Origin of the sequence: Rhodoferax sp. GW822-FHT02A01 (assembly GCF_038784515.1) — a bacterium.
Lineage (GTDB): Bacteria > Pseudomonadota > Gammaproteobacteria > Burkholderiales > Burkholderiaceae_C > Allorhodoferax.
On sequence record NZ_CP152376.1, the window covers coordinates 4534820 to 4558511 of the forward strand.

At 57.9% G+C, this 23692-nt stretch carries 25 protein-coding genes, 1 tRNA gene and 1 riboswitch; of the genes, 9 read left to right on the forward strand and 17 right to left on the reverse strand.

All coding sequences use genetic code 11. The annotated features are described in order from the left end of the window. Nucleotides 1–21 precede the first annotated feature (21 nt). Nucleotides 22–256: riboswitch (cobalamin riboswitch) on the reverse strand. Between the two features lie 57 nt (nt 257–313). The 3 genes from AAGF34_RS21500 (at nt 314) to AAGF34_RS21510 (ending at nt 1939) form a co-directional block, all read left to right on the forward strand. Next, entirely contained in the window at nt 314–535 is a 222-nt protein-coding gene (locus tag AAGF34_RS21500; protein WP_342617749.1) for a DUF904 domain-containing protein, read from the forward strand. Further along, nucleotides 532–867 (forward strand): cell division protein ZapA, encoded by a 336-nt coding sequence (locus AAGF34_RS21505; protein WP_342617750.1) that lies wholly within the window; start codon nt 532–534, stop codon nt 865–867. The genes AAGF34_RS21500 and AAGF34_RS21505 overlap by 4 nt, the downstream gene beginning before the upstream one ends. A gap of 256 nt (nt 868–1123) precedes the next feature. Then, nucleotides 1124–1939: a sulfite exporter TauE/SafE family protein gene (locus AAGF34_RS21510; RefSeq protein WP_342617751.1), complete on the forward strand. Its 816-nt coding sequence runs from the start codon at nt 1124–1126 to the stop codon at nt 1937–1939. Nucleotides 1940–1942: 3 nt separating this feature from the next. On the opposite strand, the gene AAGF34_RS21515 is transcribed toward AAGF34_RS21510, so the two are convergent. The 5 genes from AAGF34_RS21515 to phaC form a co-directional block, all read right to left on the reverse strand. After that, nucleotides 1943–3211, reverse strand: coding sequence for an HD domain-containing phosphohydrolase (locus tag AAGF34_RS21515; RefSeq protein ID WP_342617752.1), 1269 nt, complete (start codon nt 3209–3211; stop codon nt 1943–1945). Nucleotides 3212–3351: 140 nt separating this feature from the next. Continuing rightward, a complete protein-coding gene (locus AAGF34_RS21520; protein ID WP_342617753.1) occupies nt 3352–4314 on the reverse strand; it encodes a 1-phosphofructokinase family hexose kinase in 963 nt (320 codons plus the stop codon). Nucleotides 4315–4413: 99 nt separating this feature from the next. Beyond that, a complete protein-coding gene (phbB, locus tag AAGF34_RS21525; protein ID WP_342617754.1) occupies nt 4414–5151 on the reverse strand; it encodes an acetoacetyl-CoA reductase in 738 nt (245 codons plus the stop codon). Between the two features lie 41 nt (nt 5152–5192). Beyond that, nucleotides 5193–6371, reverse strand: a complete 1179-nt coding sequence (locus tag AAGF34_RS21530) for an acetyl-CoA C-acetyltransferase (RefSeq protein WP_342617755.1) — start codon at nt 6369–6371, stop codon at nt 5193–5195. A 30-nt stretch (nt 6372–6401) separates the two neighbouring features. Next, nucleotides 6402–8132 (reverse strand): class I poly(R)-hydroxyalkanoic acid synthase, encoded by a 1731-nt coding sequence (gene phaC, locus AAGF34_RS21535; RefSeq protein WP_342617756.1) that lies wholly within the window; start codon nt 8130–8132, stop codon nt 6402–6404. 89 nt (nt 8133–8221) lie between these two features. Here phaC and AAGF34_RS21540 point away from each other — a divergent pair, with 89 nt between their 5' ends. Then, entirely contained in the window at nt 8222–8533 is a 312-nt protein-coding gene (locus AAGF34_RS21540; protein ID WP_342617757.1) for a hypothetical protein, read from the forward strand. On the opposite strand, the gene pgeF is transcribed toward AAGF34_RS21540, so the two are convergent. Next, nucleotides 8462–9253 carry a peptidoglycan editing factor PgeF gene (gene pgeF / locus AAGF34_RS21545; protein ID WP_342617758.1) on the reverse strand — a complete coding sequence of 264 codons (792 nt, stop codon included), beginning with the start codon at nt 9251–9253 and terminating at the stop codon, nt 8462–8464. The two genes, AAGF34_RS21540 and pgeF, sit on opposite strands and share 72 nt — an antisense overlap. 50 nt (nt 9254–9303) lie before the next feature. On the opposite strand from pgeF, the gene AAGF34_RS21550 reads away from it, so the two are divergent. The 5 genes from AAGF34_RS21550 (at nt 9304) to AAGF34_RS21570 (ending at nt 13503) form a co-directional block, all read left to right on the forward strand. Beyond that, the gene (locus AAGF34_RS21550) at nt 9304–9609 is read left to right on the forward strand and encodes an antibiotic biosynthesis monooxygenase (protein WP_342617759.1); all 306 of its coding nucleotides are present in this window, start codon (nt 9304–9306) and stop codon (nt 9607–9609) included. A gap of 29 nt (nt 9610–9638) precedes the next feature. Beyond that, on the forward strand, nt 9639–10334 hold the full coding sequence (locus AAGF34_RS21555) for a fumarylacetoacetate hydrolase family protein (protein ID WP_342617760.1): 696 nt from the start codon (nt 9639–9641) through the stop codon (nt 10332–10334). A 21-nt stretch (nt 10335–10355) separates the two neighbouring features. Then, on the forward strand, nt 10356–10901 hold the full coding sequence (locus AAGF34_RS21560) for an NUDIX hydrolase (protein WP_342617761.1): 546 nt from the start codon (nt 10356–10358) through the stop codon (nt 10899–10901). A gap of 5 nt (nt 10902–10906) precedes the next feature. Continuing rightward, nucleotides 10907–12343 carry an exonuclease domain-containing protein gene (locus AAGF34_RS21565; RefSeq protein ID WP_342617762.1) on the forward strand — a complete coding sequence of 479 codons (1437 nt, stop codon included), beginning with the start codon at nt 10907–10909 and terminating at the stop codon, nt 12341–12343. A 296-nt stretch (nt 12344–12639) separates the two neighbouring features. Beyond that, nucleotides 12640–13503 carry a hypothetical protein gene (locus tag AAGF34_RS21570; protein ID WP_342617763.1) on the forward strand — a complete coding sequence of 288 codons (864 nt, stop codon included), beginning with the start codon at nt 12640–12642 and terminating at the stop codon, nt 13501–13503. A 43-nt stretch (nt 13504–13546) separates the two neighbouring features. On the opposite strand, the gene AAGF34_RS21575 is transcribed toward AAGF34_RS21570, so the two are convergent. The 11 genes from AAGF34_RS21575 to thrS all read right to left on the reverse strand — a co-directional run bounded on the left by AAGF34_RS21575 (nt 13547) and on the right by thrS (nt 23419). Beyond that, nucleotides 13547–14179 carry a heme-binding beta-barrel domain-containing protein gene (locus AAGF34_RS21575; RefSeq protein WP_342617764.1) on the reverse strand — a complete coding sequence of 211 codons (633 nt, stop codon included), beginning with the start codon at nt 14177–14179 and terminating at the stop codon, nt 13547–13549. 51 nt (nt 14180–14230) lie between these two features. After that, nucleotides 14231–15253: a sensor domain-containing diguanylate cyclase gene (locus AAGF34_RS21580; protein ID WP_342617765.1), complete on the reverse strand. Its 1023-nt coding sequence runs from the start codon at nt 15251–15253 to the stop codon at nt 14231–14233. Nucleotides 15254–15379: 126 nt separating this feature from the next. Then, a tRNA-Pro gene (locus AAGF34_RS21585) sits at nt 15380–15456 on the reverse strand. A 38-nt stretch (nt 15457–15494) separates the two neighbouring features. Next, complete coding sequence (locus AAGF34_RS21590) at nt 15495–15944, reverse strand: MerR family transcriptional regulator (protein ID WP_342617766.1); 450 nt, start codon at nt 15942–15944, stop codon at nt 15495–15497. A gap of 102 nt (nt 15945–16046) precedes the next feature. After that, nucleotides 16047–16382 (reverse strand): integration host factor subunit alpha, encoded by a 336-nt coding sequence (locus AAGF34_RS21595; RefSeq protein WP_342617767.1) that lies wholly within the window; start codon nt 16380–16382, stop codon nt 16047–16049. Nucleotides 16383–16414: 32 nt separating this feature from the next. Further along, nucleotides 16415–18850: a phenylalanine--tRNA ligase subunit beta gene (gene pheT, locus AAGF34_RS21600; RefSeq protein ID WP_342617768.1), complete on the reverse strand. Its 2436-nt coding sequence runs from the start codon at nt 18848–18850 to the stop codon at nt 16415–16417. A gap of 31 nt (nt 18851–18881) precedes the next feature. Continuing rightward, nucleotides 18882–19952: a phenylalanine--tRNA ligase subunit alpha gene (gene pheS / locus AAGF34_RS21605; RefSeq protein ID WP_342617769.1), complete on the reverse strand. Its 1071-nt coding sequence runs from the start codon at nt 19950–19952 to the stop codon at nt 18882–18884. Between the two features lie 102 nt (nt 19953–20054). Further along, nucleotides 20055–20414 carry a 50S ribosomal protein L20 gene (gene rplT / locus AAGF34_RS21610; protein ID WP_342617770.1) on the reverse strand — a complete coding sequence of 120 codons (360 nt, stop codon included), beginning with the start codon at nt 20412–20414 and terminating at the stop codon, nt 20055–20057. A 24-nt stretch (nt 20415–20438) separates the two neighbouring features. Next, nucleotides 20439–20642, reverse strand: a complete 204-nt coding sequence (rpmI, locus tag AAGF34_RS21615) for a 50S ribosomal protein L35 (RefSeq protein ID WP_094481090.1) — start codon at nt 20640–20642, stop codon at nt 20439–20441. Nucleotides 20643–20829: 187 nt separating this feature from the next. Then, nucleotides 20830–21354 (reverse strand): translation initiation factor IF-3, encoded by a 525-nt coding sequence (infC, locus tag AAGF34_RS21620; RefSeq protein ID WP_342617771.1) that lies wholly within the window; start codon nt 21352–21354, stop codon nt 20830–20832. A 151-nt stretch (nt 21355–21505) separates the two neighbouring features. Beyond that, complete coding sequence (gene thrS, locus AAGF34_RS21625; RefSeq protein WP_342621153.1) at nt 21506–23419, reverse strand: threonine--tRNA ligase; 1914 nt, start codon at nt 23417–23419, stop codon at nt 21506–21508. Nucleotides 23420–23692: the final 273 nt, after the last annotated feature.

Below are 23692 nucleotides of genomic sequence, written 5' to 3' on the forward strand. Positions count from 1 at the left end.
TGGGCGTAAAAGGTCGCACCAACGTGCAACCACCTGGTTGGCCGGTATCCGGGCTGATGGAACGACCCTCATCGCCTTCCCGGACACGTGTTCAAGTGTCCAGTGGCTGTGATGAAAGCTGCGTCGGAGGACGCGTCCACTTACCGTTGCGGGGGCAGCGCAGGTTAGGCTGACCTGAATAGGTCCGGCCCTCCTGCTTCCCGTTGAACTGCGGCGTGTGAACCACACCGCGAGCACCAACGAAAGCATTTTAGCCTGAGGCCCTCGCGCCAAACCCTACAATGCGACTTCTATGGTGAACAACGCGACACCCATGTCGAAACCGTCTCAAGTCGACCAAATTGCCGAGCGTGTGGAACGTTTGCTGCTGCGCTATGCCGAGGTGCAGCGCACCAACGCCCTGCTTGCCAGGCAGCTCGAACTCCTCACGCAGGAACGAGACTCCCTCAAGTCCCGTCTGAGCGCGGCCCGAGCGCGGGTGGATGCGCTGCTGGAGCGATTGCCGGAATCCACTGCACAGAAGGATGCGCCATGAACCAGCTAGAAGTGCAGATCATGGGCCAAAGCTATTTGCTGGGCTGTCCCGAAGGCGGTGAAGAGCGTCTGCGCGAAGCCGTGCAGCGGGTGGACGAAGCCATGTGCAAGATCCGAGATGCAGGCAAGGTGCGTGCGCGTGACCGCATTGCCGTGCTGGCAGCACTGAATCTGGCATTCGATCTTTCCGACAAGGGTGCTGTGGAATCCGTGGCCGTAGAAGCGGCAGCTGCGCCCTCGCAACCGGCCTCAGCTTCCGAAGACAATGCCGTGCTGCAGTCCCTGCTGACCCGCCTGGACGACGCCTTGAGCGAAGACGGCCAGCTGCTCTGAATCTTTTTGCAGCCAATCGCAGGGTGCCTGGCACGCGGCTGAAAGCTGCGCCTACAATGGAGTGGTCTGCGAAGCTCGCCGGGCTTTATATTTCCTTGAACCAATGCTCATTGAGCCTGGGCTTGGAACATTGCCACTCCAGCGTGATCATCTCGCGTCAGATGAACCCAAGGTTTGTGCTGACCTCGCCCACCTGAACCCCGGTTCAGGATGCCGGTCCGGTGGCATTCGCAGACACCTTATTCAACCCCCTTGCATGACGCTGGAACCCCAACTGATTTTCGAGCTGGCCATGCTGGGGCTCGCAGGTGGCTTTCTGGCCGGGCTGCTGGGAATCGGCGGCGGCATGGTGCTGGCTCCCTTCATCACCATCATCCTGTCCACGCGCGGCATCAGTGCCGACCTGGCGGTGAAGATGGCCATCGCCACCTCCATGTCCACCATCGTTTTCACCTCGCTCTCCAGCATGCGTGCGCATCACCAGCGTGGCTCGGTGCGCTGGGACATTGCGCGCGGTCTGGCACCGGGCATTGTGCTGGGCGGCATCGTGGGAAGCCTGGGTATTTTTGCCTTGCTCAAGGGAACGACGCTGGCACTCATCTTTGCGGCCTTCATCAGTTTCTCGGCGACCCAGATGTTTCTGGACAAGAAGCCCAAGCCCGGACGGACTATTCCAGGCATGGCAGGACTGCTGGGAACTGGGGCAACCATCGGTCTGGTGTCCGGGTTGGTGGGGGCCGGAGGTGGCTTCATCAGCGTGCCGTTCATGGTGGCCCACAACGTCGCCATCATCAACGCCGTGTCCACCAGCGCGGCACTGGGCTTCCCCATTGCAATAGCCAATGCAGCAGGATATGCAGTGGGTGGACAGGGAGTCAGCGGACTGCCGCCCTGGTCACTGGGTTACATCTGGCTACCCGCACTGGCGGTCATCGCCAGTTGCAGCGTGCTCACGGCCCCCCTGGGCGCCGCGCTGGCACACCGCCTGCCCGTGGTACAACTCAAGCGCATCTTTGCGCTGGTGCTCTACCTGCTGGCAGCGTACATGCTGTGGAAGGGCCTGCACGGCTGAGCGCTACGGATTGAGCGCTGCGGCCTCACTGTCGAGTGCGGGTTCGTAAAAGTAGCAGATGCGTTGGCGTGGCTGCAGATAGTCCAGCGCTGTGGCCGGCAAGCTCGAAGGCTTGAGGCTTCTGCGAATGCTGGTGTTGGGCGCCAGCTCGAGATCCAGTACCGCGGCCTGATGCCGTGGGACTGTTGGTTCATGCACCAAGATGCGGGGTTTGAGCGGCCGCGCCGAATTCACCGAGACCACCATGGCATGGCGCTCGTCATTGAGCTGCACTACCGAACCGGGTGGATAAACCCCCATCATGCGGATGAAGGCACTGAGCACATTGGCGTCGAAGCGTGTTTTCTGCTGGGAAAAGATGGTGGAAAGCGCTTCGTGTGGCGTCATGGCCGCACTGAGCTTGCCCGGATTGCATAGGCCGTCATAGCGGTTGACCAGCGCCAGTATGCGCGCATTGAGCGTCATCGCATCACCCTTGAGGTGCTGCGGAAAACCGCTGCCATCCACCATTTCATGGTGCTGCGCAATGGCCCTGACGGTGCCGGCAGACAAGCCCATATGGCGGGCCAGTTCTACGCCCTGAACTACGTGGTCCTGATAGACCTTGAGCTCGCCGGACGAGAAGTTGCTCTCCCAGCGGCGCACGCGCTCGGGCAACTTGATTTTTCCCATATCGTGCAAAAAGGCCGCCAGACCCAGTTCATCCAGCGCAGTGCCTTGTACGCCCAGGGCTTTGCCCAGGAGCAGCGATATCACCGCCACATTGACCGGGTGCATGGCACTCTTGTCACCCGCTGCCTCTGTCAGAAGGCGTATGGCCACATCACCCTGAGTCAACATTTCCGACGTCAGTGATTGCACCATGTCTTGGCAAAGTTGTGCAGCGTTCTTGGGGTCGGTCTGCAACCACTCCATCGCCTGCCGGTATTGCTGAGTGGTTTCCGTGAAGCGGCGCTCGCATTGGCCCGCCTTGAGCGCGGACTTTGTGGCGGCCGTCGCAGCCTGTGTCTTTTCCGGTGCGGGAGGCTGGAAGGAAGCGCTCAATGCCGATGCTGCGGGAGAGGGCTCCCCACTTCCAATCGGGTCACTGCGGGCAGGAACATACCGGATACGGTCCACACCCAGCGACTTCAGGGTGTCAATCTGACGCTCGGTGGTAATCTTGAAACGGCTGCTGGAAAAGGGATGGGCCAGCCATCCCAAATTGAGATCCACAAACAATCCGACGCGCAAATCGTCCAATGCAACGAAGTCGAATTCGTCTGTATTCATAAACCCAAGTATCCGTAAGGTGCCGTTTGGAATAATGTTCGGCAAATTCCCCTTGCAACCATTATGACTATGGCCAAGTGCCCCCTACGTGTTCGCAGCGCACTTTTACAAATTAAATCAGCAGGCTTTAAGAATGTCTATCAAATAGGCAACACTTGATCTGGAAACTGGTCAAAGCAATGCACCTGCTCAAGCAGCTGCAAGACCTGTGCAGCATCGCCCAGACCGCTGGCTGTGCTCATGAGCGTCGCCGTGGCACACGCCACGCCCTTGGCAAATGCCTGCACCGGGCTCTGCTGCTGTGACAGGCCCCACACCATTCCAGCGACGAAGCTGTCACCCGCTCCGACTGCGCTGTGCACTTCCACTTGCAGCGGCGGCGCGTACCAATTCCCCTGCTGCGTGACCATCAGCGCGCCCATTTCCCCCATGGAAACCACCATGATCTGCGCAGCACCGTGCTGCACCATATCCTTGGCCATATCCCGGACTTCATACAGACGGGACAAGGGTTTGTCGCAGAGGTCCCGCAATTCATGCAGGCTGGGCTTGACCATGTACACGCCGTGCGCCAGTGCAGCTCGCAAGGGCTCGCCGGAGGTATCCACCACCAAGGCAGCGTGGGCGCGTTGCACCACTTCCGACACGCGGGCATAGAAATCCACTGGAACACCCGGGGGCAAACTGCCGCTGGCCACCACCAACGACTGCGGGCTGCACAGCTTTTCAATATCCACCAATGCCTGCTCCCACTCCTGTGTCGTGAGTTCTGGGCCAGGCAAGACAAATCGGTATTCGTGCCCCGTGCTGTGTTCGAGCACCGTAAAACTTTCGCGAGACGAGGCGCTGATGGCAAAGGGGTGACAGGAGACACCTTCATGCTGCAACAGCGACAACATGACCCGGCCCATGCTGTGGCCAGCGGTATAAAAGGCCAGCACGCCAGCTCCGAGCTTGTGCAACTCACGCGCCACGTTGACGCCACCGCCACCTGCGCGGCGTTGCATAGGCTCACAACGCAGCTTGCTGGTGTGCCGCACTTCATCGACGGCCGTGGACACATCCAGCGCCGGATTCATGGTGATCGTCAGTATGTTGGTCATGGCAAAAAGGTTAGCACAGCACGCATGAAAAAACCCTGCTGAAGGTCAAGCCTCAGCAGGGTTTGCCGGTCTGTGGTGCCTGCGGCACCACAGGGGATATCACCCCATGTGCAGACCACCGTTGACGGAAAAGTCAGCACCAGTGGCATAGCCACCTTCATCACTGGCAAGCCAGGCCACGATGGAGGCAATTTCCGACGGCTCGCCCAGACGCTTCACGGGAACCGTTGCAACGATCTTTTCCAGCACGTCTTCGCGGATGGCCTTGACCATGTCGGTACCGATGTAGCCTGGGCTCACGGTATTGACGGTAACGCCCTTGGTCGCCATTTCTTGGGCCAGAGCCATGGAGAAACCGTGCATGCCAGCCTTGGCAGCCGAGTAGTTGGTCTGGCCGGCCTGGCCTTTGTTACCGTTGACTGAGGAAATCTGGATGATGCGGCCCCAGCCCTTTTCCACCATGCCCGGCACCACTTGCTTGGTGACGTTGAACATGGAGTTCAGGTTGGTGTCGATCACGGCATCCCAGTCTTCGCGTGTCATTTTCAGGAACACGCGGTCACGGGTGATACCGGCGTTGTTCACCAGCACGTCGATGGTGCCATGCTCTGCTCGCGCCTTGGTAAAGGCTTCCACGGTTGAGTCCCAATCTCCCACATTGCCCACGGAGGCGTAGAAGGTGTAGCCCAGAGCCGCCTGCTCGGCGATCCACTTCGCGTGGTCACGTGTGGGGCCGCAACCTGCGATGACCTTGAAGCCATCCTTGAACAGACGCTGGCAAATAGCGGTACCAATGCCACCCATGCCTCCGGTAACGTATGCGATTTTTTGACTCATGGCTATCTCCTTTTTGATATGAATTGACTACGCACTAACAATTAACGCTCGATGGTCAGGGCCACACCCATACCACCACCGATACACAAGCTGGCAATACCCTTCTTGGCGTTGCGGCGCTGCATCTCATGCAGCAGGGTCACCAGAATGCGGCAACCGGATGCGCCAATGGGGTGGCCGATGGCGATGGCGCCACCGTTCACGTTGACCTTGGAGGTGTCCCAGCCCATTTGCTGATTGACTGCACAAGCCTGTGCGGCAAAGGCTTCGTTGATCTCCAGCAGGTCCAGGTCCTGGGCCTTCCAGCCGGCACGGGCCAGCGCCTTTTGCGAAGCAGGAACCGGGCCCATCCCCATCATGGCGGGGTCGAGCCCGCTAGTGGCAAAGCTGGCAATGCGTCCCATGGGTGTGAGACCCAAGGCGGCCGCCTTCTTGGCTGTCATCACCATCACTGCCGCGGCTCCGTCATTGATGCCGGAGGCATTGCCTGCAGTAACGCTGCCCGTCTTGTCGAAGGCGGGACGCAAACCAGCCAGTGCGTCGGCATTGGTCTTGCGGTTGACGAACTCGTCAACCGCGAAAACTATGGGGTCACCCTTCTTTTGCGCAATGCTGAACGGCACGATCTCGTCGGCGAACTTGCCTGCATCCTGCGCTGCAGCAGCCTTTCGCTGGCTGTCCAGTGCCAATGCGTCCTGCATGTCCCGGGTTATGCCGTGGGCCTTGGCGACGTTCTCGGCAGTAATGCCCATGTGGTACTGGTTGTAAACGTCCCATAGGCCGTCCACGATCATGGAGTCGATCATCTTCCAGTCACCCATACGCTGGCCGTCGCGGCTTCCCAGCAATACGTGGGGAGAGGCGCTCATGTTTTCCTGACCGCCGGCAATCACGATTTCGCTGTCGCCATAGGCAATGGCTTGCGCCGCCAGCATCACGGCCTTGAGGCCCGAGCCGCAAACTGCATTGATGGTGAGCGCCGGTGTTTCCTTGGCGATACCGCTCTTGATCAGGGTCTGGCGCGCAGGATTCTGACCCTGGCCGGCCGCCAGCACCTGGCCCATGATGACCTCGCCAATCTGGTCTGCGCCCAATTTGGTGCGCTCCAGCAGGCTCTTGATGACGGCGGCTCCCAGCTCAGGCGCAGCCGACTTGGCCAGCGTGCCGCCAAACTTGCCAACTGCGGTACGTGCAGCTGAAACGATAACGATGTCTTCCATTTTTAAGTCTCCGAAGTGGTGAGGGGGAATCTAGACCTTGACTTTCACATAGCTACCAGGGGCGGGCATGGTGGCCTTGTACTTGCCTTTGCCGTAAGTCCTGGGCGCTGCAATTTGCTTGCCAGCATGGCTCTTGAGCCATGCTGCCCAATCTGTCCACCAGCTGCCAGGGTGCTCCACCGCGCCCTCCAGCCAGGCTTCTTGTGTCTTGGGTAACTTGCCATCGGAGCGGATCCAGTGGCTTCGCTTGTTCTTTGCGGGGGGATTGATCACGCCTGCGATATGGCCTGAGGCCCCCATGACGAACCGCTTCTTGCCTGGCAGCACCTGGGTGGAGCCATAGGCGCCACCGATGGGCACGATGTGGTCTTCGCGTGATCCGTAGATGTAGACCGGCAGATCGAGCTTGCCCAGGTCGATCTTCTCGCCGCAAACCGTGGCCTTGCCTGGCTTGATCAACTTGTTCTCCAGGTAGGTGTTGCGCAGGTACCAGGCGTAGAACGGTCCGGGCAGATTGGTGCTGTCGGAGTTCCAGTACAGCAGATCGAACGGTGGCGGTGTTTCACCCTTGAGGTAGTTGCCCACCACGTAGTTCCAGACCAGGTCGTTGGGACGCAGGAAACTGAAGGTGCTGGCGAGGTCGGTGCCTTTCATCAGCCCTCCCTTGCCCAGCTCGGCTTCACGGAATTTCACAAACGCCTCATCGATGAACACATCCAGAATGCCGGTGTCGGTGAAGTCCAGCAAAGTGGTCAGCAGCGTAAGGCTGGCGGCCGGCTTTTCTCCACGCGCGGCCAGCACGGCCAGGGCCGTGGTCAGCATGGTTCCGCCTACGCAAAATCCCAAAGCATTGATGCTGGGCGAACCGCTGATCTCCTGCGCGACCGTGATCGCCTTGATCACAGCGTCTTCAATGTAGTTGTCCCATGTCTTGTGGTCCAGAGACGCATCTGGATTGCGCCAGCTCACCACAAACGTGCGGTGCCCCTGGGACACGGCATAGCGGATCAGAGAGTTTTCTGGCTGCAAGTCCAGGATGTAGAACTTGTTGATGCAGGGCGGCACCAACAGGAAAGGCTTTTCGTAGACCTTGGCGGTGAGTGGCTTGTATTCGAGAAGCTGAAACAGATCGTTCTCGAACACCACAGCGCCTTCGGTGGTCGCGACGTTCTTGCCAACCTCGAACAGGCTTTCGTCCGTCATGGACACATGGCCCTGCTGAATATCGTGCACCAGGTTCTGGACACCTTTGGCAATGCTCTCGCCTTTGGTTTCGATGGCCTTCTTTTGAGCTTCGGCGTTGAAGGCCAGAAAATTGCTGGGTGCGGCGGCGGCGACCCACTGCTCAACGGCAAAACGAATGCGGTTGCGGGTCTTGGCATCCGCCTCCACAGCATCCGCCATGCCCATCAAGGTGCGGGCGTTGAGCAAATACACCGCAGCGGAATAGGCTGCCAGCGGATTCTCGTTCCAGGAGGCATCTGCAAAACGCCGGTCCGCAGCAACCTTGGCCGGTTTGAAGCCTTCGGACAGCAAGCTCAAGGCTTCCTTGGAATACTGCTGCTGCAACTCCTGCATTTTTTCCGGAGCAAAATGGATTTTCGGCAGTTTGCCCGGCATTGCGCCCAGACCCGGAAGACCGTTGGTGGCTCCCACATCCACCTTCTTGAAGGCTTCCAGCGCTTGTGTCCATCCCTGCGTCAAAGCCTGTTGGAATTGCTGGGTTGCCTCATTCAGGAAATCAGGATTGTTTTGCCCCACGTGTCACCTCTTTAGTTGATTTCATTGACGACGCTAGTATCTCAGCTTGAGAGTCCCTTTTTCCTTACAAGAAGATATACAAACCCTATATGTACATAGTTCCAATTGCCTGGCTATATGTTGCGCTGATGATGAGTGTTGCCGAGGCCACCAACAGCAATGGGACGGTGTTGGGCGCCATTGTCACCTTTGTGTTGTATGGCCTGTTGCCGGTAGGGCTGGTGCTCTACATCATGGGGACGCCTGCCAGAAAGCGCGCAATACGAGCGCGCGAAGAACAGGAACGCGCCGCCTATCTGGCGCGGGCACAGGAAGTGGAGAATCCGGCGTCAATCCAGACGCCAGATGCAGGCGGCCATGCGGCCACTGACCCGGTCGCGCCGATGCGAGAAGAACCTTGACGGATTGGCCACCGTGCACCACGCCTGACTACCGTCATTTCCGAACGTTCGTTCTATTCCCAGTGCAGCCAAACGCTGTCTGGCCAAGGCAGGCAAATTGGCCAGCCATTTGCCAGGCCCTGTGGCAATGAAGCAGACAGCAGCAGCCTCGGATTGCGCGACAAAAGCCTCGCGTACTTCGTTGCCTACTTCAAAGGCCTGGGGGCCTATGCAGGGGCCAAGCCAAGCCAACAGACTCTCGCCTCCCGCCTGCCCGCGAGACGGCAACCCAGCGCGCATAGCGGCCACCGATTGCTCCAGTACACCCTGCCCTTGCGCACCCAGCAGGCCGCGCCAGCCCGCGTGCGCCGCCAGGACCCGCCTTCCCTGCGCATCGCACAGCAGAACGGGCAGACAGTCGGCAACCATCACGGTGCAAGCAACGCCAGGGTGCTCGGTAATCGCCGCATCCGCGGAAAAACCGTCAGCGCTTTGGCAATCCAACGCTTGCACATGGGTTCCGTGCACCTGGTTCAGAAACACCGCGTGTGCACCTGTCGCCTCCTGGAGCCGCTGGCGGTTGGCTTGAACAGACTGCGGCTCGTCACCTACATGGGTGCCGAGATTCAAACCAGCGTAGATGCCCTCCGACACACCGCCTTGGCGCGTGGTGCATACAGCCCGAACGTGTGGCGGAGCAGGCCAGTCGGGAACCAGCCAGTCAAAATATTGGGATTGCATGGCCCACAGCATAATGCCCCCTGCAATTCCCAAACCTAGACGGAGCCCCCATGATTCTCGAATTGGCAGACATTCGTATACACAGCGGTCAAAACCAGGCGTTTGATGAAGCCATCGCCCGCGGCCTGCGCGAGGTCATTTCACATGCCAAAGGTTTTCGGGGGTTCAAGGTTAACAAGGGAATTGAAAATCCGGACCGGTACATATTGCAGATATTTTGGGAAACCCTGGAAAACCATACCGTGGACTTCCGCCAATCAGATGCGTTTGCACAATGGCGTGCCATCGTGGGTCCCTTCTTCGCGGTGGCACCTGTTGTGGAGCATTTTGAGCTGGTGACCAAGTCCAGCCAGTAACCAGCCTTCAGTCCGGATATTTGTCGAATATGTCATTTGTTTTTCCAGCCCAAGAAGTTGCAAGCGTCCCTGTCCACGGCATGGATCAGCGTTTTCCGGTTCATCGCATTTATTGCGTGGGCCGCAACTACGAAGAACATGCCAAGGAAATGGGCGCCACCGGGCGTGAGGCGCCGTTCTTCTTTCTCAAGCCTGCTGACGCCATTGTGTCGGCGCCCGCCACGGCGATGGCGAACATGCCCTACCCTACGCTTACCCAGAATCTGCACCATGAAGTGGAGTTGGTCGTAGCCATTGGGACCGGGGGCAGCCATATCAAGGCCGCGGACGCCCAGCGGCACATCTATGGCTACGCCGTAGGCCTGGACATGACGCGACGGGACTTGCAGAACGACATGAAGAAGCAGGGGCGCCCCTGGAGCATAGGCAAGGGCTTTGACCATTCCGCCCCGATTGGCGAAATCACACCCGCATCCCAGGTCCCCGGCATAGCGGAGGCGGGAATTTCACTGACAGTGAATGGGCAGGTACGGCAATCCGGCAACATTTCGCAATTGATCTGGAATATTGCCGAAACCATTGAACAGCTATCTACTGCATGGACACTGCAGCCCGGCGACCTGATCTTCACCGGTACCCCGGCGGGCGTCGCGGCAGTGGTGCGCGGGGACGTGCTGGAGGCCCGTGTGGATGGACTACAAAGCCTGCGCGTCCAGATCGTTTGAACTGACCACAGCACGTATCCAATGCAGCGCCCTCCCATCAAATTTTGCAGAGAGTGTGGAACCTCCGTGGTTTACCGCATCCCCGACGACGGCGATACCAAGGAACGCGCCGTATGCCCGGCCTGCAACACCATTCATTATGAAAATCCGCTGAACGTGGTGGGCACGGTGCCCTTCTGGGGTGACAAGGTGCTGCTGTGCAAACGCAATATCGAGCCGCGCTGGGGAAAATGGACGCTGCCGGCCGGTTTCATGGAGTTGAACGAAACCACGCTGGAAGGCGCCGCGCGTGAAACCCTGGAAGAGGCCGGAGCGCAATTCGAGATGCTCGGCTTCTTTAGCCTAGTCAACGTGGCCCGCGTGAGCCAGGTACATCTGTTCTACCTGGCCCAACTCACCAGTGACCAGTTCGCGCCCGGTGTGGAAACCATCGAGGCGCGGCTCTTCCTGGAAAGCGAAATTCCCTGGGATGAAATTGCCTTTCGCACCACCAAGGAGACGCTGGAGCGCTATTTCGCGGACCGTCGTACGGGGCGTTTCAATATCCATCACATCGACATCGCCTGATCAGCATGCTGCCGTGTTATGTCATGCTGGATCTGGAGACCACAGGTGGTAACGCGGTGCATGACCGCATCACTGAAATCGCGGCCGTGCGGGTAGAAGATGGGATAGAAACTGCGCGCTGGAGCACCCTGGTCAACCCCGGTACCCGGATTCCGCCATTCATTGAGTCGCTCACCGGCATCAGCGATGCCATGGTGGCCGACGCACCGACCTTCGCAGAGGCAGTGCAACCGTTGCTTGCGATGCTGGACGGCGCCGTACTGGTGGCGCACAACGTGCGCTTTGACCACGGTTTTCTGCAAAACGAGATGGCCCGCCTGGACTGGCCTCTGAAAGTCAAAACACTGTGCACGGTCAGGCTGTCACGCAAACTGTACCCGCAATTCAAGGGACATGGCCTGGACGCCATCATGCAGCGCCATGGGCTGCATACCTTGGCACGCCACCGAGCCATGGGTGACGTGGACGTGGTGTTGCAGTGGCTCAAGCTCGCCCAACAGGAGTTGGGACTGGATACCGTACAGCAGGCCGCCAAACTGTTACTGCAGGGCAGCGCCTGCCTGCCACCCAAGCTGGAAACCGATGTGACCGACATTCCAGATGTACCGGGTGTCTATATGTTTTACGGGGAAGGCCCGCTGCCGCTGTATATCGGCAAGAGCGTGTCCATGCGCAGCCGGGTGATGTCGCACTTTCAGTCCGCGACCAAGGTTGCACGGGAGATGCGCATCCTGACCGAAATACGCAGGGTTGAATGGCGGGAGACCGCGGGAGAACTGGGTGCATTGCTGCTGGAAGCACGGTTGGTCAAGGAGCAGCAGCCGGTCTACAACCGCCAGCTTCGCCGCGAAAGAGCGCTGTGTGCCTGGCAGTTGGATGAATCACCCAGCTCCAACCCCATGCTCAAATTGGTCCAACTGGACGACATGGAGCCCGGCGCTTGGGGCCGCATCTTCGGCACCTACCGCTCCAAGCGTCAGGCCACGGATGCCCTGCGGCTGCTGGCTGACACCTATCAGCTTTGCCCGCGACTGCTGGGACTGGAGTCAGGCAAAGGCATTTGCTTTGCCGCCCAAACGGGACGCTGCAAGGGTGCCTGCGCCGGACATGAGTCACTTTCCCTGCATCGGGTTCGGGTACAGATGGCACTTGCGGCTCACCAGTTGCGTGCCTGGCCCTATCCCGGCAAGGTGGCAATCCGTGAGTACCACCAGTCTTCAGGCAAGACAGACATTCATGTATTTGACCACTGGTGTCATATCGCCACGGTCAACGATGCGACCGAACTGGATGACTTAAGTCAAGCTAGAAAGCCTCTCGCCTTTGACCTGGACGTCTACCGTCTGCTGACCAAGCGCTTCGCAATGATGGAAACTTCGGGCGCGGACCTATTTCATTTGCCAGCCTCCATGGAGACCAGCAATCAAGATTGCGTGCAATGAAGACAATTGGGTGCATGGCTGACAGTTGCATCTAGCGCAAATTGATGCTGCCGCTCCCATCATCGGAGTGTCATAAATGTATCCTGCATGCGAGAATGCAAAAAACATATGAGGCGGGTATGAGATTCAAAGCGGTCACTGTGGGAGTTGTTTTGGCTGGAACCGCGCTGGGAAGCGCAGCGCTGACTCTGGGAAGAGCACGAGGCGCAGCATGGATCGGCCAAGCTCTTGAATTACAAGTCCCCGTGCAACTGGATTCCGGGCAATCAGGTTCCGGTCTTTGCGCAGATGCTGAAGTGTTTCACGGAGAAAGCCGCCAGGATGCAAGCCGGGTCCAGGTGCAGGTTGAACCCGCCGGACAATCGGACTCCTACAACCTGAAGATTACTTCCTCCACCCCGGTCGATGAACCTGTGGTCACGGTGTATCTGCGTGCGGGATGTGGACAAAAGTCTTCGCGCAAATACGTGCTATTGGCTGATTTCCCACCTGACTCCCAGAGCCAGCCTGTTCGGGCTGCACCCGTTGTGCCACAAGTACCCACGGTTGTGACTCCTGCAGCGCCTGCCGAAAGTGCACCAGCACAGACTTCCCCCAAGCCAGAGCCTGCCGTCGCAGCGCCAGTTGCCCCTCCCAAGGCGGCCAAGACACCGAAGCCTGCAAAGGCCGCCATCCCTAAGGAGGCAACCAAGGAGCCGGCACGCAAAAAGGAGCCCGCCCCCAAGCCCGCTGCCAAGCCTGAAAAGCCGGTTGAGCCGCCTGCTGCGCAGGCCAAGGGCACCGGTAAATCACGGCTCAAGCTTGATCCAGTGGAAACCCTGGCTGAGCGGGTCAAGAATCTGGAAGCCACCACAACGCAAAGTTCACTGCAGGACGACATGGCGCGTGACGCACAGAAGATGCAGCAGTTGCAGACAGACTTGCGCACGCTGCTTGATCAGGCTGTGAAGAATGAAGCCAGCCTGGCTGCCATGCGCGAGCGTCTGGAGAAGGCAGAGGCAGACCGTGTTCCTGTAGCCGTGGTGTATGGTCTGGTTGCCCTGGTGGCTCTTTGCCTGGCCGCCCTCGCCTATCTGTGGACTCGCCGGGGCCAGCCAATCCGTTGGGAGCGCGATGTGCCCAGCGCGCGCGCCAAGGCCGCGGCAGACGATAACGTGTAGCACAGCACTTGAGGCGACTGTCGCCTTGCCTCAAGTGCGTCCTTCAGGATCTGGCCAGCGGATTGGGGGTTGCATCCGCAATCTTGATGAGCGTGTTGCGGTCCGTGTGGTGAAACGGCTCCTCCTTGCCGCGAATCAATAGCACTGTGTCTTCTTCGTACGTCCAAGTTCCATCGTTGTTGATGCTGACTTTGATGCGGAACTCCGTGGTCTTGAAGGCATAGTCCAGGAACGGTGCGGAGCGGATGCCGAAGCTGGGATCCGCATGGTTCGCGGTCAACTCGAAGGATGTGTCTTCCGCCTTGGCCCTCCCCGAGGCCATCAACACCATGCCGCGCGGAATGGTAAGCGTATGGATCACCGTGCCGGTGGCAGGCTCCCATAGCCAGTAACCCACCTGCTCATGGTAGGTCTTGACCTGTTCCGGCTTGGTGATATGGGTGTGGTAACGCAAGCCATACAAAAGCTGCGGCCCATTGGTCTGCGGATCAATAGGCTGAAGTTCCATGCGCTCCACAAAGGCCTGCTTGCGTGGCCCATCGACCTTGGGTTTGACATCCAGGCCACGCTGCCCCTGCCACACACCGGCCATGGACCGCAAAGGCCCAAGATTGCGCAAAGTATCCACATCCACATCACCCGGCTCGGTGTAAATATCCTCAGAAAACTCGCTCACGATCTCCCTTTCCATGAATCCTGAAAACCAACCTTACGAAACGTCTGCAACTCAATAGGCAATCTGGTTGCGCCCATTGCCTTTGGCCTTGTAGAGCGCAGCATCGGCGACTCCTACAAGGCTTTCCAAGTCCGCATGTTCTGCATCCAATGCGGCAAGCCCAATGCTAACCGTCACGCGCAGCTCGCCAGTCGGGGCGGCAAAGGGATCGTCTTCCACAAAGCGACGAATTCTCTCGCATACGGCCTTTGCAGTCTCCAAATTGCAGTTGCTCAAGACGATGATGAATTCTTCCCCACCGTAGCGCCCTACCGCATCAAACTCACGCGCGGCTCGACGTATGCGCGCGGCAAGCTCAACTAAAACGATGTCACCAGTCCGATGTCCGTAGGTGTCATTTACCTTCTTGAAGTGATCCACGTCGACCATGGCCACACACAAGGGGGCACCACGCTTGGCCCTGGCAATTTCTGCGGCCACCAGCTCGGTGATCGCCGAGCGGTTCCAGACGCGGGTGAGGCCGTCTACCGAGGCCTTGAGCTTCAACTCGTCTCTTTCACGAATCAGTTCACGCTGGGATGCATTGAGTTGGCCGCGCTGCAACTCAGACTCCGCAATGGCGGCGAGATCCCGCAACCCCTGAAGCTGCTGTCGCGTCAACTTGCGTGGCTGGGTATCCATGACGCACAGCGTGCCTACGCGACTTCCATCCGGCATTTCCAGCGGGTACCCGGCATAAAAGCGGATGAAGGGTTCACCCGTTACCAGCGGATTGTCAGCAAACCTGGGATCCAGCCTCGCGTCCTCCACCACAAATGCCTTGCTGGAAAGAATTGCATGGGCGCAAAAGGAGATTCGCCTGGGAATTTCGGCTGTCACAGGACCCGTGAACGACTTGTGCCACTGGGTCTGATCAGCAACTAAGCTGATGACCGCCATGGGAACGCCCAGCAATTGCGACGTCAATCGGGTAATCCGGTCAAAGCGCTCTTCCGACGGCGAAAAAAGTGCCCCCGTCGAACGCAAGGCAGCCATTCGATGCACTTCATCAACCGGAATGTCGGGCGCTTTCAATGATCCACTCCTTGACCACCTTGGCATCAGTATCGGCCAGATCGCGCAGGGAATCTACATTGCCGTCCACTTCCCAATGAAAAAAGCCTCCTGGTATTGCTACCAGGAGGCTTTCAAACTATTGAATGGTCGGTGTGAAAGGATTCGAACCTTCGACCCCTTGCACCCCATGCAAGTGCGCTACCAGGCTGCGCCACACACCGATCAAGCCTAGCATTATAGCCCGAAAGATTCGCCTTTTTCAGTCCACGACTGCGAGTAGTTCACGTATTTCAAACAGTTCGCGGCGCAATTGGAACAACGGCACGCCCGCATCTTCAGAAGACTCCACCGCAATCACGGAATCCAGGTCATCCAAATCGCCGCCATCAACATCCAGATCGTCCACGCCATCGAGCATGACCTCGCCATTGCGCTTCTTGTCCCGCTCGCTTTGCAGCAATTCCTGCATCTTGTTGCGTGCACCGCTGATGGTGAAGCCCTGGTCGTAAAGCAAGTCACGGATGCGTCGAATCATCAGCACTTCGTGGTGTTGGTAATAGCGTCGATTACCTCTGCGCTTCATGGGGCGCAGTTGCGTGAATTCCTGCTCCCAATACCGTAGCACATGAGGTTTGACGCCACACAAGTCGCCCACTTCACCGATAGTGAAGTAGCGTTTGGCGGGAATAGGGGGGAGAGTTTTCTCCATTGAAATCAATGCTGTACGGACTAAAGCGCAGAGGTTACTCTAAGTTTGTCCCCACGCAAAGAGCAACTCGCCAGCGAGCAGCAAATAATTGTGCCGAACTGTTTAAACCGAAGCCGCCGGCTTGCCCTCTTCCTGGATTTGCTCTTTGAGTTTATGGCTTGCGTGGAAAGTCACTACGCGCCGTGCCTTGATGGGAATGGCCTCCCCGGTGCGCGGATTGCGTCCCGGGCGCGGCGCCTTGGTGCGGATCTGGAAATTGCCGAAGCCGGAGATCTTGACGTCCGTACCCTCCACCAGACTGGCGGATATCAGGTCAAAGAATGCGTCAATCATGTCCTTGGATTCACGTTTGTTCAAACCGATTTGTTCAAACAGCAAATCGGCCAGCTGCGCTTTGGTCAGCGCAGGCGTCTCCAGGCTTTCGACAGAAAATTCCATAGTGTGTCGCTCGTCTTTATGTTGCGTGTAGTTTAGGCCCGCTGGCGGGCGCCCAACGCGGAAATCAACTGATCCACAATGGCTTTCACAGCCGCCTCAATTTGCTCCTCGGTCAGGCTGGCCTCGTCGCTGTTGAGCGTCAGGCGTACGGCCAGACTCCTGTCGGTAGCGCCCTCGGCAGCAACCGCATCCTTGGGCAACTTGGGGCGATACACATCGAACAGCTGGGCGTCGCGCAACAAGCCTGCGGTAGGTGCCGACCAGATGACTCGCATCAGTTCGGCATAGGTCACCGCGTCTTTCACCACCACAGCCACATCACGCTGGACCGCCTGAATCTTGGCAACCGGATTGAACAGGGGCACGCGACGTGCCAGTACAGGCTCCAGGTCAAGTTCAAACAGTACGGGCGCCGTGGGCAGCTCGTAGGACTGGCGCCATTTGGGGTGCAACTCGCCCACATAACCAATGCACTTTTCGTTCAGCCACACCGAAGCACAACGTCCTGGATGCATGGCGGGGTGTGTGGCTGGTTTGAATATGGCAACCAGAGGCGCCAAAAGATTCTCGACGTCTCCCTTGACGCCGAAGAAGTCAACCGGCGCGTCGGCCACGCTCCATTGCAACGGATCGGCGCTACCGCTGGCCAGTCCGGCAATGCGCATGGGTTGATTGAATCCTTCCACCGTGGCGTCAGTGCTTTTCACGGATGCATCGCGCAGGAAGACACGACCCACTTCAAAGACACGTACGCGTGCGGCTTTGCGCGCCTGGTTGAACTTGAGAACCTGCAGCAGTGAACCAAGCAGCGAGGAGCGCATCACGCTCATCTGGCTGGCAATCGGGTTGAGCAACTTGATAGGGTTGGGGTTACCCGCCAGCTCGTGCTCCCAGCGTTCTTCCACGAAACTGAAGTTGATGGTTTCCTGGTAGCCCAGCGCTGCCAATGCACGGCGCACAGCGAATGCACTGCGCTGCGCCTCCGCACGGATACGTGCCGTAATTGGCGCCAGCGGCGGCGTATGCGGCAGGTTGTTGTAGCCCACCATGCGCGCGACTTCTTCAATCAGATCCTCTTCAATCTGCAAGTCGAAGCGATAGGACGGTGGCGTCACAGTAATGAGGCCTTCGGTTTGCGTCAGCGACAGACCCAGACGACTCAGCGCGTCCGTGCACTGCTGCTGCGACAAGGGCATGCCAATGATCTTGGACGCACGGGCCACGCGCAAACTCACCGGTTTGGAGGGGGGCATCGCCGGCTTTTGATCATCCATGGGGCCACAAGATGTGTCAGCCGTGCCGCATATTTCAACGATCAACTGCGTGATGCGCTCAATGTGCTCCACCGTCAATTCAGGATCCACACCGCGCTCAAACCGATGACCAGCATCCGTGGAAAAGTTGAAGCGGCGCGAACGGCCTGCAATGGCCTTTGGCCACCAGAACGCGGCTTCCACATACACATTACGTGTGTCGTCCGATACCGCAGTGGCGTCACCGCCCATGATGCCGGCAAGTGACTCGACCTGCGCATCGTCTGCAATCACGCCCACCTTGTCGTCAACGGTGACGGTGTTGCCATTGAGCAGCTTGATTTGCTCGCCAGACTTGCCCCAGCGCACGTCCAGACCGCCCTGAATTTTGTCCAGATCAAAGATGTGAGAGGGACGACCCAGCTCGAACATCACGTAATTGGAAATGTCCACCAGCGCAGTAACACTGCGCTGACCGCAGCGCGCCAGACGATCCACCATCCATTGGGGTGTCTTGGCCTTGGTGTTGACGTTGCGGACCACGCGACCCGAAAAGCGACCGCACAGATCGGGTGCGCTAATCTTGACAGGCAAGCGGTCGCTGTTGCCGACGGCAACTGCAGGAAATTCGGGAGCAACCAAAGGTGTGCCGGTCAGGGCCGAAACCTCACGTGCCACGCCGTACACACTCAGACAGTGCGCCAGATTCGGCGTCAGCTTGAGGGTGAACAACGTGTCATCCAAATTCAGGTATTCGCGAATGTTCTGACCGAGTGGTGCATCCGCTGCCAATTCGAGCAAACCGCCGTGGTCCTCGGACAGCTTCAGCTCCCGCGCAGAACACAACATGCCCTGGCTCTCGACTCCGCGCAGCTTGCCGACCTTGATCAGGAAAGGCTTGCCATCTTCGCCAGGCGGCAATTCGGCCCCCACCAGCGCGCAGGGAACGCGTATGCCCACGCGCGCATTGGGCGCGCCGCACACGATATTCAACAGCTCTGCCTGCCCCACATCCACCTTGCAAACGCGCAAGCGGTCTGCATTGGGGTGTTGCTCGGCTTCCTTGATTTCGCCCACCACGATCTTGGTGAACGGAGGCGCGACGGGCTGGAGTTCTTCGACCTCCAGTCCGGCCATGGTCAGGGTCTCGGCCAATTCGGCAGTACCGATGGCGGGATTACAAAAAGTGCGTAGCCAGGATTCAGGGAATTGCATGTTCAGCTCAAACGTGTGTACTTAACGGCTCTTATTGGAATTGCGACAGGAAGCGCACATCACCATCAAAAAACAGGCGCAAGTCGTTCACGCCATAGCGCAGCATGGTCAGGCGATCCGGTCCCATGCCAAAGGCAAAGCCGATGAATTTCTCAGGATCCAGACCCATGTTGCGAATGACGTTGGGATGCACCTGGCCGGATCCGGCCACTTCCAGCCACCGACCCGCCAAGGGCCCGCTCTGAAACTGGATGTCGATTTCCGCGCTGGGTTCGGTGAACGGGAAGAAACTGGGGCGGAAACGCAGCACCAGGTCATCGCTCTCGAAGAAGGTACGGCAGAAATCGGTAAACACGAACTTCAAATCCTTGAAGCTCACGTTTTCACCCACCCACAGTCCTTCGCACTGGTGGAACATGGGGGAATGGGTGGCATCGCTGTCCACACGGTAAGTACGTCCTGGTGCAATGACACGGATTTCCGGCATGTCACCGGAGTACAGGCCCTGCGTTGCCCCCACGGACGCACGGTGTTTCTTGACGTGCTGCACCGCATAGCGGATTTGCATGGGACTGGTATGGGTGCGCAGCAGATTGGGCGCAGACTCCGAGCCACCTTCCACATAGAAGGTGTCGTGCATGGAGCGCGCCGGATGGTCTTCCGGTGTGTTGAGCGCGGTGAAGTTAAACCAATCCGACTCGATCTCGGGGCCTTGGGCCACATCGAACCCCATGGAGCCGAAGATTGCTTCAATGCGCTCCAGAGTCAGTGATACAGGGTGCAGTCCACCCTGCCCGCGCTGGCGTCCTGGCAGCGTTACATCCAGGGCTTCGGCCTGCAATTGCGCTTGTAGCTCGGCGTCGGCAAGTGCCTGCCGCCGTGCAGTCAAAGCGGCTTCGATTGCCTGTTTGGCCACATTGATGGCTGCGCCGCGCGCTTTCTTTTCGTCGACACTGAGTGCCGCCATACCTTTCATCAGCTCGGTAATCTTGCCGGATTTACCCAGAAACTGGGCTTTGGCATTCTCCAGGTCAGCAGGCGTTGCAGCGAGCGCAAATGCGGACTGTGCGGATTCGACGATGGCGTTCAACTCGGTAGTCATACGATTTTGGGATGAATTCGGTTCAAATGAAAAAGGGCTAGTGCCGTGAAAGCTCTAGCCCTTACTTCGTACGCAAGGCACTGTATGCGCCCTACTCGTGAATCAAGCAGCCAGCTTGGCCTTGACCTGCTCCACGATGCTTGCAAATGCAGCCATGTCATGAATAGCGATATCGGACAGAACCTTGCGGTCGATCTCGATATTGGCCTTCTTCAGACCGTTGGCAAATTGGCTGTACGTCAGGCCACACTGACGCGCAGCAGCATTGATACGGGCAATCCACAACTGACGGAAGACACGCTTCTTGGTACGACGGTCACGGTAGGCATATTGCCCAGCCTTCATCACCGCTTCTTTGGCGATGCGGAAGACATTACCGCGGCGACCGCGAAAACCTTTTGCAAGGGCCAGAACTTTTTTGTGGCGGGCGCGAGCCGTTACACCACGTTTGACGCGAGGCATGAGTTACTCCTTGTTCGTCGTTAATCAAATACCACGGCCAGGAAGCATCTGTGCCATGTGACCCATATTGGTCTCATGAACTCCAGTGGATCCGCGCAGGTGGCGTTTATTCTTGGTGGTCTTCTTGGTCAGAATGTGACGCTTGAAGGCTTGGCCGCGTTTGACGGTTCCACCGGGACGAACGCGAAAGCGTTTCTTCGCCGCGCTCTTGGTCTTCATTTTGGGCATTGTTATGCTCCTTCTATCTTGTGCTCGTGAGGCGTCTGGAAACGACTTCCAGCCTTGTTGGCCCCGAGCCACTTTTGTGGCGAGTTTGATTTCGCCACTTGTGTGGTGAGAATTACCTCACCACTTTCGCAACGGGCCTTGACCCATCACTACTTGTTTCAACCGGTGACCAGACCGGTTGAAAAAATTACGCTGTAGTTTCCACTACAGGCTTGGGTGCACCGCCACCCGGCTTCTTGCGACCCGGTGCAATCATCATGATCATCTGTCGCCCTTCCAGCTTGGGGAACTGCTCCACGATGATCGAGTCACCCAGCTCGTCACGCATACGCTGCAACAAAGCCAATCCAATTTCCTGGTGCGTGATCTCGCGACCCCGGAAGCGCAAGGTAATCTTGCACTTGTCACCATCATCCAAAAAGCGCCGGATATTGCGCAATTTGATGTTGTAGTCGCCATCGTCGGTGCCAGGCCGGAACTTGATTTCCTTGACCTCGATCACCTTTTGCTTGGACTTCGCTTCCGCAGCCTTTTTCTGTTCCTGGTATTTGAACTTGCCGTAATCCATCAATCGACAGACCGGCGGATTCGCCGTGGCAGCAATTTCAACCAGATCAACATCAAGCTCGCCTGCCATGCGCAGGGCTTCCATCAGGCTGACCACACCGAGTGGCTCATTGTCAACGCCCGTGAGGCGAACCTCAGGGGCCATGATTTCCCGGTTCAAACGGTGTTTACGTTCTTCACGCTGACGGCGGTCACGAAATTCAGTAGCGATGGCTCAATCCTTTACTATTTTTGCCACAACACGTGGCGAATGCCGCACAGCACACACGGGCAAACCGACATCTTTGGAAACGACCTTAGACCGAGGACTTGCTCGCAATGTCAGCCTGGATTTTTTGCACAAAGGCATCAAGGGACATTGCTCCGAGGTCTTGTCCACCCCGGGCGCGCACTGCAACAGCGCCTGCTGCCATCTCTTTGTCACCAATAACAAGCAGATACGGCAGCTTTTGCATCGAATGCTCGCGTATTTTAAGCGTAATTTTCTCGTTGCGCAGGTCTAATTTGACCCTAAGCCCTTGATTTTGCAACGTTTTTGCGACGTTTTTGCAATATTCCGCCTGAGAATCGGTGATATTGAGCACCGCAACCTGTACCGGAGCCAGCCAGGCAGGCAAGGCACCAGCGCTCTCTTCGATCAAAATTCCGATGAATCGCTCTAGGCTGCCGACGATGGCGCGGTGCAGCATGACCGGACGATGGCGGGCCCCATCTTCCGCCACATACTCCGCATCCAGACGCTCGGTCATGAAGAAATCTACCTGCATGGTGCCGCACTGCCATTGGCGCCCTAACGCATCTTTCAGTGTGTATTCAATCTTGGGGCCATAGAAAGCGCCATCGCCAGCACTGATCTCATATTCGCAGCCAGAGGCCCGCAGACTCTCAATCAGTGCATGCTCGGCCTTGTCCCAACTCTCATCGGAGCCGATACGCTTTTCGGGTCGCGTCGCGACCTTGTAAATGATGTTGGAGAAACCAAAGTCGGCGTACACCTTTTGCAGCAGGGTCGTATAAGCCACACACTCCGAAAGAATCTGGTCCTCTGTACAGAAAATGTGACCATCGTCCTGGGTAAAACCGCGCACACGCATGATGCCGTGCAATCCTCCGGACGGCTCGTTACGGTGGCAGTTGCCGAACTCCCCGTAGCGCAGAGGCAAATCGCGGTAACTCTTGATTCCCTGCTTGAAGATCAGGATATGCCCGGGGCAATTCATCGGCTTGAGCGCGTACTCGCGCTTTTCCGACTCGGTAATGAACATATTCTCGCGGTACTTATCCCAGTGACCCGTCTTCTCCCACAGCCCCTTATCCAAAAGCTGAGGGCCCTTGACTTCCTGGTACCCGTTATCTCGGTAGACCTGACGCATGTACTGCTCGACCTGCTGCCACAAAGTCCAACCCTTGGGATGCCAGAACACCAGTCCGGGGGCATGGTCGTCAATATGGAACAGATCCAGCTCGCGCCCCAGCTTGCGGTGGTCGCGCTTTTCCGCCTCCTCCAGCATGGTCAGATATTGCTGAAGCTCCTCTTTAGTAGCCCATGCGGTGCCATAAATGCGCTGCAGCATCTCGTTCTTGTGGTCCCCGCGCCAATAGGCTCCCGCCAACTTCATGAGCTTGAAGTGCTTGAGCTTGCCAGTGCTAGGTACGTGGGGGCCGCGGCACAGATCCTCAAAGGAGCCTTCGCGGTAGAGCGAGACTTCTTCATTGCTGGGGATGCTGGCAATGATCTCTGCTTTGTAGTTTTCGCCCAGGCTCTTGAAATAGGCCACAGCTTCATCACGCGGCAACACCCGACGTACCACCGGTTCATCCTTGTTCGCCAGCTCAAGCATCTTCTTCTCGATCAGGACTAGGTCTTCCGGGGTGAACGGGCGCTTGTACGAAAAGTCGTAGAAGAATCCATTTTCGATGACGGGACCAATGGTGACCTGCGCGTCAGGGAACAACTCCTTGACCGCATACGCCAGCAAGTGGGCCGTGCTATGGCGAATGACTTCCAGACCGTCAGCGTCCTTGGCCGTGACGATGGAGAGCTTGCTGTCGGACTGCATCTGAAAGCTGGTGTCGACAACCTTGCCGTCCACTTTGCCAGCCAGCGCCGCCTTGGCCAGTCCAGCTCCAATAGATGCAGCAACCTCAGCCACCGTTACTGGGCCTGAAAATTCACGTTGAGAACCGTCTGGGAGCGTAATTTGAATCATAAAAAAGCAATGCGTTGAGAGGGCAAAAAGAAAAGCGCGGTGGAATCCGCGCTTGACTGAAAGTTGGTAGCTGACTGCGCCCAAGGCGCACGGACTACGGCCTTAGATGCTGGTATCGGCTGCCGGTGTAGTTCGCGGTGTCATAACCAAGGTGCCTTTCTCGCTCTTACATAAATTGGGGTCGCCCATTTTAACCGCAGTCGCTTGCCCTGCTCGAATGACTCCGCCAGGAACGCAAACCCAGGAAGATTCCCCATCATTGAATCCGCACAC

What these genes read in the sequence shown, in the direction of transcription:
- AAGF34_RS21555 (WP_342617760.1), top strand. Translation starts at nt 9,639, where the DNA reads ATGTCATTTGTTTTTCCAGCCCAAGAAGTTGCAAGCGTCCCTGTCCAC.
- AAGF34_RS21530 (WP_342617755.1), bottom strand. Translation starts at nt 6,371, where the DNA reads ATGGAAGACATCGTTATCGTTTCAGCTGCACGTACCGCAGTTGGCAAG.
- AAGF34_RS21505 (WP_342617750.1), top strand. Translation starts at nt 532, where the DNA reads ATGAACCAGCTAGAAGTGCAGATCATGGGCCAAAGCTATTTGCTGGGC.
- pheT (WP_342617768.1), bottom strand. Translation starts at nt 18,850, where the DNA reads ATGCAATTCCCTGAATCCTGGCTACGCACTTTTTGTAATCCCGCCATC.
- infC (WP_342617771.1), bottom strand. Translation starts at nt 21,354, where the DNA reads ATGGCCCCTGAGGTTCGCCTCACGGGCGTTGACAATGAGCCACTCGGT.
- pheS (WP_342617769.1), bottom strand. Translation starts at nt 19,952, where the DNA reads ATGACTACCGAGTTGAACGCCATCGTCGAATCCGCACAGTCCGCATTT.
- phbB (WP_342617754.1), bottom strand. Translation starts at nt 5,151, where the DNA reads ATGAGTCAAAAAATCGCATACGTTACCGGAGGCATGGGTGGCATTGGT.
- thrS (WP_342621153.1), bottom strand. Translation starts at nt 23,419, where the DNA reads ATGATTCAAATTACGCTCCCAGACGGTTCTCAACGTGAATTTTCAGGC.
- AAGF34_RS21560 (WP_342617761.1), top strand. Translation starts at nt 10,356, where the DNA reads ATGCAGCGCCCTCCCATCAAATTTTGCAGAGAGTGTGGAACCTCCGTG.
- AAGF34_RS21540 (WP_342617757.1), top strand. Translation starts at nt 8,222, where the DNA reads ATGTACATAGTTCCAATTGCCTGGCTATATGTTGCGCTGATGATGAGT.
- AAGF34_RS21515 (WP_342617752.1), bottom strand. Translation starts at nt 3,211, where the DNA reads ATGAATACAGACGAATTCGACTTCGTTGCATTGGACGATTTGCGCGTC.
- AAGF34_RS21590 (WP_342617766.1), bottom strand. Translation starts at nt 15,944, where the DNA reads ATGGAGAAAACTCTCCCCCCTATTCCCGCCAAACGCTACTTCACTATC.
- rpmI (WP_094481090.1), bottom strand. Translation starts at nt 20,642, where the DNA reads ATGCCCAAAATGAAGACCAAGAGCGCGGCGAAGAAACGCTTTCGCGTT.
- pgeF (WP_342617758.1), bottom strand. Translation starts at nt 9,253, where the DNA reads ATGCAATCCCAATATTTTGACTGGCTGGTTCCCGACTGGCCTGCTCCG.
- AAGF34_RS21550 (WP_342617759.1), top strand. Translation starts at nt 9,304, where the DNA reads ATGATTCTCGAATTGGCAGACATTCGTATACACAGCGGTCAAAACCAG.
- AAGF34_RS21510 (WP_342617751.1), top strand. Translation starts at nt 1,124, where the DNA reads ATGACGCTGGAACCCCAACTGATTTTCGAGCTGGCCATGCTGGGGCTC.
- AAGF34_RS21500 (WP_342617749.1), top strand. Translation starts at nt 314, where the DNA reads ATGTCGAAACCGTCTCAAGTCGACCAAATTGCCGAGCGTGTGGAACGT.
- rplT (WP_342617770.1), bottom strand. Translation starts at nt 20,414, where the DNA reads ATGCCTCGCGTCAAACGTGGTGTAACGGCTCGCGCCCGCCACAAAAAA.
- AAGF34_RS21595 (WP_342617767.1), bottom strand. Translation starts at nt 16,382, where the DNA reads ATGGAATTTTCTGTCGAAAGCCTGGAGACGCCTGCGCTGACCAAAGCG.
- AAGF34_RS21565 (WP_342617762.1), top strand. Translation starts at nt 10,907, where the DNA reads ATGCTGCCGTGTTATGTCATGCTGGATCTGGAGACCACAGGTGGTAAC.
- AAGF34_RS21520 (WP_342617753.1), bottom strand. Translation starts at nt 4,314, where the DNA reads ATGACCAACATACTGACGATCACCATGAATCCGGCGCTGGATGTGTCC.